The organism is Chitinophaga silvisoli, assembly GCF_003412465.1.
Taxonomy (GTDB): Bacteria; Bacteroidota; Bacteroidia; order Chitinophagales; family Chitinophagaceae; genus Chitinophaga; species Chitinophaga silvisoli.
Genome location: NZ_QTJV01000007.1, coordinates 281,444 through 295,957 on the forward strand (window position 1 = coordinate 281,444; position 14,514 = coordinate 295,957).

15 protein-coding genes and 2 tRNA genes are annotated in these 14,514 nt (G+C 44.2%); 6 read left to right on the forward strand and 11 right to left on the reverse strand.

The window, feature by feature from the left end:
- The first annotated feature begins 286 nt into the window (after nt 1-286).
- Complete coding sequence (gene rpmI / locus DXN04_RS19875) at nt 287-484, forward strand: 50S ribosomal protein L35 (protein ID WP_072357585.1); 198 nt, start codon at nt 287-289, stop codon at nt 482-484.
- 50 nt (nt 485-534) lie between these two features.
- Nucleotides 535-879 carry a 50S ribosomal protein L20 gene (gene rplT, locus DXN04_RS19880; RefSeq protein WP_072357586.1) on the forward strand — a complete coding sequence of 115 codons (345 nt, stop codon included), beginning with the start codon at nt 535-537 and terminating at the stop codon, nt 877-879.
- Between the two features lie 126 nt (nt 880-1,005).
- On the opposite strand, the gene ispE is transcribed toward rplT, so the two are convergent.
- From ispE to DXN04_RS19900, 4 genes are all read right to left on the reverse strand, one after another.
- Nucleotides 1,006-1,800, reverse strand: a complete 795-nt coding sequence (gene ispE, locus DXN04_RS19885; protein ID WP_233525639.1) for a 4-(cytidine 5'-diphospho)-2-C-methyl-D-erythritol kinase — start codon at nt 1,798-1,800, stop codon at nt 1,006-1,008.
- A gap of 18 nt (nt 1,801-1,818) precedes the next feature.
- Complete coding sequence (locus tag DXN04_RS19890) at nt 1,819-2,418, reverse strand: bifunctional nuclease family protein (RefSeq protein ID WP_083725830.1); 600 nt, start codon at nt 2,416-2,418, stop codon at nt 1,819-1,821.
- Nucleotides 2,419-2,557: 139 nt separating this feature from the next.
- Nucleotides 2,558-3,526 carry an electron transfer flavoprotein subunit alpha/FixB family protein gene (locus DXN04_RS19895; protein ID WP_116855142.1) on the reverse strand — a complete coding sequence of 323 codons (969 nt, stop codon included), beginning with the start codon at nt 3,524-3,526 and terminating at the stop codon, nt 2,558-2,560.
- 99 nt (nt 3,527-3,625) lie between these two features.
- The gene (locus DXN04_RS19900; RefSeq protein ID WP_116855143.1) at nt 3,626-4,366 is read right to left on the reverse strand and encodes an electron transfer flavoprotein subunit beta/FixA family protein; all 741 of its coding nucleotides are present in this window, start codon (nt 4,364-4,366) and stop codon (nt 3,626-3,628) included.
- Nucleotides 4,367-4,449: 83 nt separating this feature from the next.
- Here DXN04_RS19900 and DXN04_RS19905 point away from each other — a divergent pair, with 83 nt between their 5' ends.
- The gene (locus DXN04_RS19905; protein WP_233525640.1) at nt 4,450-4,728 is read left to right on the forward strand and encodes a tetratricopeptide repeat protein; all 279 of its coding nucleotides are present in this window, start codon (nt 4,450-4,452) and stop codon (nt 4,726-4,728) included.
- Between the two features lie 23 nt (nt 4,729-4,751).
- On the forward strand, nt 4,752-6,086 hold the full coding sequence (tilS, locus tag DXN04_RS19910; protein WP_116855270.1) for a tRNA lysidine(34) synthetase TilS: 1,335 nt from the start codon (nt 4,752-4,754) through the stop codon (nt 6,084-6,086).
- Here the strand turns inward: tilS and DXN04_RS19915 are convergent.
- From DXN04_RS19915 to DXN04_RS19945, 7 genes are all read right to left on the reverse strand, one after another.
- Complete coding sequence (locus DXN04_RS19915; RefSeq protein WP_158569082.1) at nt 6,079-6,519, reverse strand: response regulator; 441 nt, start codon at nt 6,517-6,519, stop codon at nt 6,079-6,081. The genes tilS and DXN04_RS19915 overlap by 8 nt on opposite strands.
- A gap of 278 nt (nt 6,520-6,797) precedes the next feature.
- Entirely contained in the window at nt 6,798-7,427 is a 630-nt protein-coding gene (locus tag DXN04_RS19920; RefSeq protein WP_116855146.1) for a rhomboid family intramembrane serine protease, read from the reverse strand.
- A 41-nt stretch (nt 7,428-7,468) separates the two neighbouring features.
- Complete coding sequence (locus DXN04_RS19925) at nt 7,469-7,942, reverse strand: 23S rRNA (pseudouridine(1915)-N(3))-methyltransferase RlmH (protein WP_116855147.1); 474 nt, start codon at nt 7,940-7,942, stop codon at nt 7,469-7,471.
- Nucleotides 7,943-8,005: 63 nt separating this feature from the next.
- Nucleotides 8,006-8,079: transfer RNA gene (locus DXN04_RS19930), tRNA-Arg, on the reverse strand.
- Nucleotides 8,080-8,198: 119 nt separating this feature from the next.
- Nucleotides 8,199-8,272 (reverse strand) — tRNA-Arg (locus DXN04_RS19935).
- A 103-nt stretch (nt 8,273-8,375) separates the two neighbouring features.
- The gene (locus DXN04_RS19940; RefSeq protein WP_116855148.1) at nt 8,376-10,640 is read right to left on the reverse strand and encodes an ATP-binding protein; all 2,265 of its coding nucleotides are present in this window, start codon (nt 10,638-10,640) and stop codon (nt 8,376-8,378) included.
- A 178-nt stretch (nt 10,641-10,818) separates the two neighbouring features.
- Entirely contained in the window at nt 10,819-12,732 is a 1,914-nt protein-coding gene (locus DXN04_RS19945) for a glycosyl hydrolase family 18 protein (protein ID WP_158569083.1), read from the reverse strand.
- Nucleotides 12,733-13,144: 412 nt separating this feature from the next.
- Between DXN04_RS19945 and DXN04_RS19955 the strand changes: the two genes are divergently transcribed.
- The gene (locus DXN04_RS19955; RefSeq protein ID WP_158569084.1) at nt 13,145-13,708 is read left to right on the forward strand and encodes a DUF4255 domain-containing protein; all 564 of its coding nucleotides are present in this window, start codon (nt 13,145-13,147) and stop codon (nt 13,706-13,708) included.
- Nucleotides 13,709-13,714: 6 nt separating this feature from the next.
- On the forward strand, nt 13,715-14,497 hold the full coding sequence (locus DXN04_RS19960) for a hypothetical protein (protein ID WP_116855152.1): 783 nt from the start codon (nt 13,715-13,717) through the stop codon (nt 14,495-14,497).
- Nucleotides 14,498-14,514 lie beyond the last annotated feature (17 nt).

The window sequence follows — 14,514 nt, forward strand, 5'->3', positions numbered from 1 at the left end:
GTTAAGTTTTACGATATGGCTTTAAATAATACTATTTTGAAATTAAAATTAACACTAATATAGTAAATAGAAAAAATGTGTATTACTCATCATTGGATAAATAAAAGCATAAATGGAAGTAATAGGGGAGAGGAATTTTGATTTTCAGGTACTTAATGGGGTTAAAATTATTTTTACATTTGAGAAGAAAAGTTATCCACATCTGCGATCCGTGAATAAAAAAGTTATATTTGACGTTCGTAGTGTCAAATATTTATCTACCTTTGCAGACCAAATTTGATGTAAGATGCCCAAAGTAAAGACTCATTCCCGGGCTAAGAAGACCTTCAAGGTTACCGGGAGCGGACAGATTAAGCGGTATAATGCCTTCAAAAGTCACTTGCTGACCAAGAAAGCTACCAAAAGAAAACGCCACCTGAGAGGCAGCAGCCTGGTTAGTTCAGCTAACCTGGATCTGGTTAAGAGAATGCTCGCACTCAGATAGTCGGTAGTTTAGAAATTATTATTTAACTAAAACGGAAAAAAGAGCACAAAATGCCTCGTTCAGTAAATGCAGTTGCTTCCAGAGCCCGCAGGAAGAAAATTTTAAAGCAGGCCAAAGGTTTCTATGGTAAACGTAAAAATGTTTATACCGTAGCCAAAAACGTATTGGAGAAAGGTCTTACATATAGCTATGTAGGCCGTAAATTAAAGAAAAGAAACTACCGTCAGTTGTGGATCGCGCGTATCAACGCCGCAGTTCGTGCAGAAGGTATCACTTATTCTGAGTTCATCCACAAGCTGTCAGTTAAAAATATCGATCTGAACAGAAAGGTATTGGCTGATCTGGCTATGAATGAGCCTGAGACTTTCAAGAAGCTCGTAGCTACCGTTAAATAAGCGGAAGCCTCCAAGGATAAAAATAGAGCCGGTGTCGTAAAGACACCGGCTTTGTTATTTTGTAGTCATCCTCCACAGCTACTCATAAAAAAAGCGCTTCCACCTTTGGCAGAAGCGCTTTTTTAACTATATGATAAATGACTTATAATCTGTTTTAAATTTCCCTCCCTCCGGAAAGATGCCAACCATGGCCGAACCACTACCACTCATTGTCGCGTACACCGAACCTTGTTGATACATCTCCTCTTTAATCGCCGCGAGTTCCGGGTGCGCCTCAAAAATCGGAATCTCAAAATCATTCTTCATCAATCCCTTCCATTCTTCTAATGGCCGTTTTATCACCTCCTTCAAAGAGACTTCTGGCTCCCTGGGTGTCAGCTGTTTAAACGCCCAACCTGTATTTACATGAATACCAGGATATACCAGCACAATCGTACATCCTTTCAAATCCAGTTCAAGGGGCTCCATCACCTCTCCGCGTCCTGTAGCATAACAAGCCCTGTTGAGTATGAAAAAAGGACAATCACTCCCCAACATTGCGGCATACGCCAGCATTTGCTCCTTCGTCAATTCCAGCTGAAAACGCTGATTCAGATGTACCAGCATAAATGCCGCATCTGCGGATCCACCACCCAAACCTGCACCAATAGGAATATGCTTATGGAGGTGAATATCTACTTCCGGTATAAATGGAAAGTCCTTCTTCAGCAAATGCCAGGCTTTCAGGCATAGATTATCTGCAGCAGCACCCGGTATGTCAATACCGCTGCTGTGGAACTGTAATGTTCCCGGACTCAAAACCTCCAGCGCATCTGTGAGCTGCAGGGGATAGAATACCGTCTCCAGGTCATGAAAACCATCCGTACGCTTACGGATAATATGCAGACCCAGGTTTATTTTGCAATTTGGAAAAACGATCATGCGGAAAAAAGGTATGAATTATCTGCTTTTCCGGCTATTGATCTCATCGCGTATCGCGATCGCCCGGATATAATCTTCCTGTTCCAATACTTCCTGTAGCAATTGTGTAAGCTCATCCAGGTTCAGGACTTTCAGATCATCCTCTGCGCCTTTTTCATGTTCCGAAATGGTCGGCGTAACAGGTTTTAAACCCTTCTTGCCGGCAGGGTCATCGAGTAGGATACCGGCACTGTTCAGGATGTTTTCATAAGTAAAGATGGGACAACCAAATCGAACAGCCAGTGCAAGTGCATCGGAAGTACGTGAATCTATTTCAATGGTTTCATCATTACTGTAGCAGACCAGTTTTGAATAAAAAATCCCTTCCTGCAAGTTGCTGATGACTACTTCGTGTAATTCAATGTTGAATGCATTCATAAAGTTCTTCATCAGATCGTGTGTCAGTGGGCGGCTGGGTTGCATTTTTTCAAGCGCTACAGCAATGGCCTGTGCTTCAAATCCACCTATCACAATAGGTAATCTGCGCAAACCGTTCACTTCCCCCAATACGACGGCGTATGAATGTGTTTGTGTAATGCTGTGCGAAAGGGCAACTATTTCCAGTTCTATTTTTCTCATATCTGTCCTGCGTTGTCGCTGAATATTTTATAAGTCGTGAAGTTAGAAAAAATATTCCTTATCTAAAAATTACGTAATGCTTGAAAATCCTGAAAATTAGCTGCTGTCGAAGACAGCAGCCAATTTTCAGGACTTATTTTTATCCTTTTAAAGCCTTTACAGCCGCTGTCAACTTAGGCACTACCTCAAATGCATCACCTACAATTCCGTAATCAGCCGCCTTGAAAAACGGTGCTTCCGGATCCTTATTGATTACTACGATCACCTTACTACCATTTACCCCTGCCAAATGTTGTATTGCACCAGATATTCCTATTGCAAAATACAGGTTCGGCCGCACAGTCAAACCCGTTTGTCCTACATGTTCATGGTGTGGCCGCCATCCTGAATCCGCTACTGGCCTGGAACACGCTGTACCTGCTCCCAATGCCTGTGCCAGGTCGGTAACCAGGCCCCAATTCTCGGGACCTTTCAGCCCGCGGCCGCCGCTCACTACGATCTCTGCTTCTGTCAGCGGAATTTCCCCACTCACTGTTTCTACCTTACTCACTTTTACCTTAAAATCCCCATCGTTCACAGCTGCCGGGAAAGCAGTAACCGTCGCTGTACCCGAAGATTTTTCCACTGCAAAGGTATTGGGCATTACTGCTATTACCTTTTTAGCAGAAGTGATATTTATGTTGGCAAATGCCTTGCCAGAGAACACGCTCTTTTTTACTACAAAACCATTGCTGGTATCAGGATAAGAAACCACACCTGATACAAAACCTGCCTTGAGGCGGGCAGCTACTCTGGGCGCTATTGCCTTTCCATCAAAATTGTGTGGGAAGATAATCACATCGGCAGCTTCATGCTCCGCAGCCGCCGCAATGATCCTGGTAAACACCGAACCTTCTGTTTCATTCAGGCGCGCATCTGCTGCGTGCAACACCTTTGTTGCACCGTAATTGCCCAGTGCCGTTAATTCATTTTCGGCTACTTCACCCAGCACCAGCACGGTTGCAGTTGTACTAAATTGTTGTGCTACTTTTGCACCATATTGTATCGCTTCAAAAGCCGCCTTCTTGATCTTACCCTGGGCCTGATCTGCAAATATGAGGACTGACATATCTCTTGGCTGTTTAGATTGTTGAATAATGTGCGCGCAGGCGAGGAGCCTTACGTGGAATGATTTTTCTTAACGGGGTATTCAGTAAAACCGGTTAACTTAAATCACCTTAGCTTCTTCGTGCAATAGCTTTACCAGCTCTTCCACATTGTCGGGGCTAATCATTTTTACGCCTGCCTTGGCCGGTGGCAGCTCAAAACCTGCAATAGCAGTCAGCGTATCGGCTGCTGCCGGCTCTACTACCGCCAGTGGCTTGGTTCTTGCAGCCATAATACCACGCATATTCGGAATGCGGGCTTCGGCCATTCCTTTCTGACAGGATACGACTACCGGGAGCTCAACATTCACGACTTCCTCGCCGCCTTCGATTTCCCTGTTGATGGTAGCGGTATTACCACTCAGATCCAGCTTTGCAGCGATGGATACATAAGGTAGGTCAAGCAATTCTGCGACCATACCACCGATGGCAGCACCATTGTAATCGATGGTTTCCTTTCCGGTCAGAATCAGGTCATACCCCTGTTGTCTGGCATGGGCTGCAATCTGCGCAGCGATAAAATAACTGTCGGGACTATCTGTGTTCACCCTGAAGGCTTCATCGCCTCCTAATGCAAGGGCTTTACGGATAATAGGCTCTGTGTCGGCACCACCCACGGTAATGAGATGTACAGTAGCGTTGAGGGTCTCTTTTAGTTCCAGCGCCCTGACCAGGGCATACCATTCATCGTAGGGGTTGATGATGAATTGTACACCCGCTTCATTGAATTTCGTGTTGTTGTCTGTGAAAGCTATTTTTGCAGTCGTGTCCGGAGTTTTACTGATACATACTAATATCTTCATGGCCTTAACTGTTTTATATAAAAAAAAGCGGTATGAGCAAATATATTTAAATAATGGATAGGATAGCCAGTATAAAAGAATTTTTGAAACAGACACCAAATGACAGCTTTCTGAAGCATGCGTTGGCGCTGGAATATATAAAGCTGGGCAATGATTCAGATGCCCGTCAGCAGTTCGAAGAACTGCTGGCACACGAACCGGGTTATGTAGGTTCATATTATCACCTTGGCAAACTGCTTGAAAGGGCAGGAGCGGAGCAGGAGGCCATTGCCATCTATGAAAAAGGAATGGAAATGGCGAAAGCGGAGAATAACAGGCATGCCTATAATGAACTGCAGATGGCACTTGATGACCTGCTGTAAGAACAAACAATCGAATGAAAACTATGGAGCTAATCAACAGATTTAAAGCATATATCGCGGAAGAGAAGTTATACCACCCGGGTGATAAGGTGCTGCTGGCAGTAAGCGGCGGAGTGGATTCCGTTGTTATGACACACCTCTACAAACAGGCAGGCATTGACTGTGGTATTGCACATTGCAATTTCCAGCTCAGGGGGGCAGAATCTGCCAGAGACGAAACTTTTGTAACTGCACTGGCCAATGAACTGGGGCTGCCCCTGTACAGCATCCGCTTCGATACAGAAACCTATGCCGGTGATAAACGTATATCCATACAGGTGGCTGCCCGCGAACTGCGATATGCATGGCTGGAAGAAACACGGCAGAAACATGGATATACTTTTCTCGCCACCGCACATCATATGCAGGACAATGTGGAAACAGTACTCATGAACTTCGCCAAAGGTACCGGCATTGCAGGCCTCCACGGCATACTACCGAAGCAGCAACACCTGATCCGGCCATTGCTTTTTGCACAGAAAGAAGATTTACTGGCACTTGCAGCGGCCAATGGCTGGGGCTATGTGGAAGACAGTTCTAACCTAACTGTAAAATATACACGCAATTTCTTCAGACATAAAGTAATTCCCGTAATCCAGGAAACCTATCCTGCTGCCGTACCCCAAATGGCTGCCAGCATAGACCGTTTCAGGGAGGCGGAACAATTGTATACAGAAGCTGTAAGCAGGCATAAAAAACGCCTTTTATTCAAACAGGGAGAGAACTTTAAAGTACCGGTATTAAAACTGCAAAAAGCGATTCCACTACATACCCTCGCCTGGGAAATTTTCAAAGAATTTGGCTGTAGCCCGGCACAACTGCCACAGGTAATCGACCTCCTGCAGTCAGAACCCGGTAAACTAGTAGAAACCCCCACTCACCGCATAATCCGCGATCGGGTATGGCTCCTGATTACGCCCCTGGAAGCGCCGGAAGCTCCATTGATTGTGATAGAGAAAGAAACAGGTGTGGTAAGCGTGAAAGGAGGCACCCTGAAATTAAAGATCCGGACTAGTGAGGGTGCACCTATTCCTGCGTCTCCATTAATGGCATGCCTCGATCTGGATACCTTGCAATTTCCGTTGCTCATGCGTCGCTGGAAACAGGGTGATTATTTCTACCCTTTAGGCATGCGAAAAAAGAAAAAGCTAAGCCGCTTTTTCATTGATCAAAAATTATCCTTGATTCAGAAGGAAAATATCTGGGTCCTGGAATCGGCCAAACGCGTAGTCTGGATCATAGGGATGCGCATAGACGACAGGTGTAAAATCACCTCCAATACCAGGAACATGCTGGTGCTGGAGTGGCACCCTATTTAAAATTCTGGATCAGGCTGCTGAGCTCCGGGAAAGAATGTTTTTTCAGGCAAAAATCGTAAAAATGTTGTGCCGAAACGAGGTATTCCTCATAAGTAAATGGCTTGACCATGTAGGAGAGGGCACCGAGTTGACGGCACTCATGCATTTCCATCACGTTCATGGAGGATGAGAAGATAATTACCGGGATATCCTGGTATTCAGGAATGTTCTTTAGTTCGCGTAAGGTTTCGGTGCCGCTCATCCTGGGCATATTCAAATCCAGTACAATCAGAGAGGGCAGGGTGCCTGCATCCTGCGAAAGCTGTTCCATATGTTGTAATACCTTCTCTCCATCTTCCACAAGCAAGGGCACGTCAGGCAGATTGATGGCATTGAAAGCGTCTTGCATAATAAAACGATCTTCCAGATCATCATCTGCCAATAATATTTTCACATTTTTTTCTTCCATACCTGTTTGCAACCAATTCCTTATAAAGTAATGACTGAACTCCCGTAGAAAAAAATCCACTAATTGATTCTGCGTCCACAGTGGCGTTGTAGGGATATTTACTTAGCCGCTCAGTCCGGGTGGCCTCAGATTTCATCAGATGGCGTATTTAGCTTAGCTGGAGCCTTAATTCTGATACAGAAATGCAAAAAGCAGGCCGTGTAAAAAAGAAAAGCCGCTTTGGAAAGAGACCAAAGCGACTTTTAAATATTATGTGCTCCCATTTAAAAAGTAGGATGGATCAATTGATTCAGGAAGAACAGGAAAATAGCAGGCTTGAAAATTATTGGGAATATCAATCCGAATAACGCGCCCCACAGGTGTGCAGAGTGATTGACACCACCAGCTACTCCCTGCATACGTCTATCCAGGTATACCGTCATTGCCACATATACTACTGCATACAGGATCAGCGGCATTGGAATAATAATAAAATAAATTTTTGCCCATGGCGCAAATAAAACCATTGCAAAGATCACGGCCGAAATAGCACCGGATGCACCCACCGCTGAATAGTAATCGTCGTTTTTATGCCTGAGATATGTGGGTATATTTGAAAAGATAATACCTAAAACATAAAACAGCAAAAAGTAAAATTTAGATTGGAAAATGTTCTCAAAAATTTCTTCAATAAAGCGTCCGCAGAAATAAAGGGAGAACATGTTAAAGCCCAGGTGCAGCAGGTCAGCATGTACCAGACCAGAAGTAAAGAAGCGATAGTACTGTTTGCGATCCCTGATCATGGTGGGACGCAGACTGAGATCGTAAATTTTATCCGGGTATTGGAACAATGTCGTGAGTGATACCAGGCTGGTGATCAGAATAATTGTAATCGTTAATGTAAGCCCTTCCATGTTGAGTCAGATAATTTATATATTGTAATGTACTTAAAATATCATTGATGATGATATTTTTCCCTGTTCAAAACCGTATACGCCCTATAAATTTGTTCTGTCATTATTAACCTTACCAGTTGGTGCGGGAAGGTGAGGGGAGACAGTGACATTTTTAGCTGCGCCCTTTCCAGGAGACTGTTATCGATACCATAGGCTCCGCCGATTAAGATAATCAGCTGCCTGGTACCGGCATTGGCCCTTTGCTGTAAAAAATCTGCCAGTTGCAGGGTGGTATGCATCTTTCCGTGTTCATCCAGGGCCAGCAGGTAATCCTGTGGCTGAAGCATATCCATTATCATTTTTGCCTCCGCCTTTTTCAGCTCCGGCACTGACAGACTCGCCGCCTGCTTCACCGTAGGGATCAGCTTCAGCTCAAAATCCGTATAATGCTGTAATCGTTTCTGGAAAACCGCAATACCATCCCTGATATATGCGTCATTCTCCTTCCCGATACTCCAGAGTTGTATTTTCATGATCACAAATGTAAAATATGCTAAAAGAAAAGCCCGATTCATGTAGATGAATCGGGCTTTTTGTGACCTCGTCTGGATTCAAACCAGAAACCTTCTGATCCGTAGTCAGATGCTCTATTCAGTTGAGCTACGAAGCCATTTGGCTGTTTTGGACGGCAAATTTAGAATATTTCTACTAGAAAACCAAATTTTGCCATTTCTTTTTTAAAGAAGAAGGGTTTTGATCCCTTTTAGTACAAAACTCCTCTCTTTTTTGTGACCTCGTCTGGATTCAAACCAGAAACCTTCTGATCCGTAGTCAGATGCTCTATTCAGTTGAGCTACGAAGCCATTCCCGTGATTGGGATTGCAAAAGTAGAATTTATTTTCAAATCACCAAAAAAAATTATGCTTTTCTTTTTAACTAACTGATATGAGCCTATGAAAAACAATTTTATTCTACTGGTAAATAAATCCTGAAAATAGCCCCCTTCCCGATTTCCCCGCTGGCAGTGATAGCCCCCTGATGATTCTCCATAATTTTTTTACAGATGGCTAATCCAATTCCTGTACCCGCATAAGTGTCCCGGTCATGTAGTTTGTAAAAAATATCAAAGATCTTTTCATTATACCTTGGCTCAAACCCGATACCGTTGTCTGAAATCCTGATGCAATAGAAGTTTTTATCCGCCGGTAAGGCTACCTCCCGGATATCCCTGCCTTTTTCCACCTGACAATTTATATAGATTTCCGGAGATACTCCCGGTTGCGCAAACTTGATGGAATTTGAAATCAGGTTCGAAAACAACTGTCCCATCTGATGTACCACAATCCGCAAACTTTGCGGCATAGACTGTACCGAGAGCAGCCCTTTCTTGTTAGACAATTCCTCCTCCAGTTCTGCTTTTACATCCGCAATAATCGGTCCCAAATCGCCCAGGGTAAACATATTATTCCTGTTATTCATCATCGAATAGGAAAGAATATCATCTACCAGATGCTGCATCCTGCTGGCTGAGTTCCGGATCTTTTCAATGTGTATTTTGATGACATCAGACAGGTTGTCACCACCCTCATACACAATTCTCGACGACATTAGCTGGATCTTACGCAGCGGTTCCTTCAAATCATGGGAAGTAATCCAGTTGATGTTCGACAGTTCCTGGTTGGCCTGTTGCAACCGTTCATTCAACACACGTAACCTGTTTTCCTCATTACGCAGGTAAGTGAGATGGAAATGATTCTGCAGAGAGGTAGCAAAACGGGTAGCCGCGTTGATCTCTGAGGCCCGCCATTCGGCAGACTGCTGCTTTACTATTTCTTTCCATATTTCGAATGACTTCCGGGGAGTCAGCGGCTTGTCCCCGTTGTTTTTCCCGATCGAAGTCTCCGGCCGGCCAGCCCATTTTACAGTAAGCTCCAGTTCCTCCCGGAACCAGATCACACAACTATCAGTTGGTTTCCCCATGGCATGAAAGATCACCCCTGAACCATATTTACTCATGGCAGCACCTTCAGGATAGCGTTTACTGAGACAACTCGTAGAAAACAACGATGACTTTACATTTTCACCTACCCAGCGAATCAAACCCAGGATTTTTTCCCTGGAAGGCACCAGGCCCATTTCATAAATCTTACCTTCATGCAGCATCGCTACGCCAGTCGCATTGGTAACCGCCAACAATGAGCTAAATTGCTCAAACTTCTGGCTCATATCTTCGTCCTGCTCAATCCGGTTCAACAGTTGCTGCAGGTGTGCCTCCACGTTTACATTGATCACATGCTCCTCCGCTACCTGCTGTACCCTGATCTGGGAACTCAGGAAATGCCCCTGCAATAACGCAGCTTTCTTTTGCCGGGCTGAAAGATACAGTGGCTGGTGATGATGACAGGCAATCAGGCCCCATAATTTGCCTTCCATGATAACAGATACGCTCATGGAAGCACTTACACCCATATTTTTCAGGTATTGTATGTGAATGGGCGACACACTACGCAAAATGACATCACTCAGGTCTGGTTGCTGTATTGATTCCGTGGCAAGCGCCAACAAGGGAACAGGTTCATATTGTACATCGGGAATAAGGCGGAGCAGGTTACGAAGATAGAGCTCCCTTGCCTGAGCCGGTATATCGGTATGAGGGTAATGCAGGTCCAGGAAAGGTGGCAAATCCTCCCTGCGGGATTCTGCGAAAACCTCCCCATTGTAGTCTTTATCAAAACGGTAAATCATGACCCTGTCGAAGCCGGTAATGCGGGCTGTTTCTACAGCGATATTTTGACAGAGGTCTTTCAGGCTTCTGGACCGTTCTATAAACCCAATAAACCCCCTGGTTTGATCAAATGCATAATCCGGGTCATCTTCATGGTCCAGCCGTTTTTCGAGGCTTAAAATGCGAAATTCTCCGGATGCATGAATAGTGACATGAAGATCACCAACCGGAACTGGATGGAAGGGGGAGTTATCGGCATGCAGCAAAGGCTGTATCTTTTCCCAAAGGGCGGGATGAATATCGGTAAGGGACTTACCTAAGACTTCAACAGGTTGTTTATCAATGAATTGATAGGTATTCGCACTACAGTAACGAACCACTCCATTCTCAGGTGACAGTATCAATAACATACCATGAGGTTGGATACTACCAGGTATATGAATCGGCTCGCGGTCACAGTTTTCTATAGTCAATACCTGCTTGTTGACAATCTCAATTATATTCATGCAATGGCATGCCGGGAATAATCAGCATAAAGCTAAGATCGGCAAAATTTGATCCAAAGCATGATATATCTTGAATTGATTATTGCGGACGCACTGTGAATCAAATAAATGTACGCATTTCAGAAGATGCGTCTATAAAAGTTTAACCGATTTTCTCCAAAAAAACGGCCGTATGACACTATGGTATATCTCTTTTCCTCACCAGCGGAAACACAAATACCCTCATCAATACCATCCCCAATGCAATTCCCATTAAAAACACCACCAGTACACTATAAAGGGATATATTCTTACACTCCACGGGGTCATCCGTAAATCCTAAAAGCGGCAACCTTTTCGCCAGCATCAGGCTCACTGTACATGACAACATTGCCAGCACAATCACACCAATCCACACATACAGGACCTTCTTCCGCAACTTCCAGTCCGATCCCTCCATCCTCACATTATACAAATAGAAGATCCCAATCAGCACCACACACACAAATAAAAAGATTGCCAGGTACCTGAAGTATTCATCACTCTTATAATAGTTCGTGCTAATGCTACATGGATCCTTCAACAACTGATGAATCGCCCGCAATTCATATTTTATCCGCTGTTTAATCCTCGTCCACAATCCCGGTTTCTCTACCGGCAGGGGTGTCAGCCTCACCTTATCCATCCACACCGTATCGACTACCACGAATTTATCGGTGAGTTCATCCCACAATTCCCCGTACCCATCATCTGCTCCCAGCGGACAAATAGCCACTCCACCCAATCCATTTCTTAACACATAGTCATACTTCACATCCAGCGTGGTCGGATCATTGAACCAGATGTTGCCTATATAAGCGGAGGCTGCCGTCACATCATAACTCACCATGCTATCCTGTGGATACGCTTTTTTAATATCCTTATACGACATAAAAGAGTAAGTATTGCCCACCCACTTTATACCGTCATAAGGCAGCATCAGGATAAACTTCTCTGGTGCGATGTGCTGGTTCACATATCGCGACACCACAGGATCTATACTGTAATTATTATTTCCTTTGAGGGGATCGCAACTTCCTGCCGGGGGAGGTGCACTTGTAAAGTTGATGATAAAATATTTTACCATTGGTGCCAGTTCCCGGAGGTCATAAGCCTTGTTTTTATCATAGGCAGGAATGGTTACCGCTACACTGTACTTTCCCGGTGCATTGTGATCAAGATAGTTATACAGGATGGTCACAAAACGTGTAAATGCATCCCGCTCACTTTGCTTCACATCCCTGATCCATACGTTGACACCTGTGGCCTGCTGTGCTTCCAGTAATGGAAGGAGAGAGTCTACCAGTTCAAACTGCTGAGCCTCATTTTGCAACAAACCACTACTGCCGTTCAGCATAAACATTGTCTTACAGCCATATTTCCTGGCAGCATCCATTATTTTATAAGAACCCGGTGGTGCAATAGAAAGATAACTCAGCGTGGTGAAATTATAATTCATATACGCATCACCATTATCCTTCGATTGAATTCCTATTACTTCGGCCTGGTGTGATAACCTGATCTTGTACAGCCGTCCGGTGGTATCACTCAGGCGCAGGGTATCTACCTGATCAGGCGGCCTGCCATACAAGGCACGGATAATTTTTAAGCGCTGCTGCCGGGCAGTGTCTTCCTTCACTTCAACTTCTTTTTGTTGTAGCAGTGGTACCAGTTTTCCTGCCAGCTCAGTCATCTCTTCTTCAGTGATACCTGCTTTCACTAAGACAGTATCGGTCGTATGCCTGGGCAAACTATCGTTTATTAATTGCCGTAAGTAGGCAAAGTTTTGATTACGCTCATTATCCAATGCCCAGTTCAGGTATTTAATGGCAGCTGGCGTAGCCACCAGGGAATCTGCAAACAAACCGTTCACGATGGTGATCATGCGCTGTTGTTCACGCCTGCGCGCGTTCTTTCTGAACTGCAACATTTCAGTAATCCGTTTCAGCAGTTTCGTCTTCACAGCAGTATCCTTCGGCAATTGCTGGCACACAGCAACAGAAGCAGTCAAAGTATTTCCAGCAAAGAAAAAGATAGTAAAGATGAATAAAATCAGACGGAAATTATTCCGCATGCAGGGTATCATTACTTCGATTTAATATTGTGACTTTGGGCGAGGTCAATGATGCAATAGTAAGCAATCCTCATAAAAAATAGACAATAATTTATTCAAAATAAAATTTGAATAATTTTTTCCTAAGCCCTATATTGCGTCTTATTAAGAATTCCTAGCCCGCAGAATTCAACACTTATCACATAAACATTTATGATGACTCCATGACTATGAACGTATCCTAACGTTACGATCTCCTGTTTCCAGTATATTCCCTCATGCGTGTAATGCGCAATACTGAGAACTGTCTTCGTATCGGGCATCCATAAAATATAATAATTACTGACATTGTAAGATCACAGTGTATGATCATAGTATGTGCTTTGCTAACATATATGGTTATACGGGTAGCTATTGCCTTAAAAGAACCGACATGATCTATGAAACCCTTTCCTGCATAGCCGATGAAATCAATAAATATTTCAACCGGCAGCTTCATCTCAGTGAAGACAAAGTAGTGTTGTCGGCTATCGTCAACCAGGATGGCTCCGTGGCCATTCAGGGTGAAAATAAAGTGGTACTTACACTTATCAACGTTGAAAAAGAGTCACTGGGCCTCAATGCTCCGGGTTTCAATAATGGTAACGTAACTACGCGAAGCATGCCCCCGGTATGCATCAACCTCTACATATTGTTTGCTGCATATTTCAGCAGTAATAACTATGCAGAAGCATTACGTTTCCTCTCATTTATCATTGCATATTTTCAATCCAGGAATGTGCTGACCAGTACAAATACACCCTCACTTGACAAGAGAATAGATAAGCTGATGTTCGAAATGGAGAGCGTGGGAACAGAGCGGCTGAATAATGTATGGGCAACACTGGGCGCAAAGTATATGCCATCTGTGATATACAAGATGCGTATGCTGACATTTGATGATGGTGTAATCAGGGAATACAGACCCGGTGTAACGGACCCTTCCGCCATAATTTAGGTATTCATGAGCTATACACCATTGACAGCGGTTTATTTCCGTCATGATTATTACACTTCAACCAGGTTTGAGCAGCTACAGGTAAACATTCCTGTGGCCACAGCAAGAGATCTGCGCCGGTACGGACTGTTGCTAAGGCAGCAGGCTGATGGCATCACGATCTCTTTTGATGATACCCTGCTCAGCAGGGACAACATTCTACAGGATGCACTGTCACTTAATTTTGACTTGTCTTTAAAGGATCACCTTTTTTATAATTATACAGATTTGCAGCAGCACGATCTGCGGAATAGTATACTCCTGTTCACCAATAAAAATAATTCTACGGGCAGGTTACATCAGGACGTGTACGTTTCCGTTAGTGAAGTCGCTCCGCTGACAGGCACCGGTTTTATCCGGCCCTTTGGCCGAATAGAGTTGCTGCTGGATAAAGAATTACGGCCACAATATGTTATTCATTTTGCACCCAGGTCTACACAATGGTATTATTTCCTGATGAGCGGGCACTTGCAGGATCTGATAAAACCAGCTGTACTGGACCCCTCGGGCAAAACGATTTTCAGTGGACCGCAATCTGCCGTGTTACCGGATGGCAGGCAAACAATATCTTTTGTTTCAGACTCCCCGGTCACACTGGCCCAACAGGCAGCTCCATTCATGCTGGTAGATTATGCCACAGGCAGTGATGCCTATCGCATAGTCATGCCCGCATTGCCGGTTCCGGATATCAGCAGGATTTCTGTAGCAGGTGGTCAATCAAAATTGTCGTCTGAAATCTTTTTGTACTAATTGTTAAACTGCTCAAT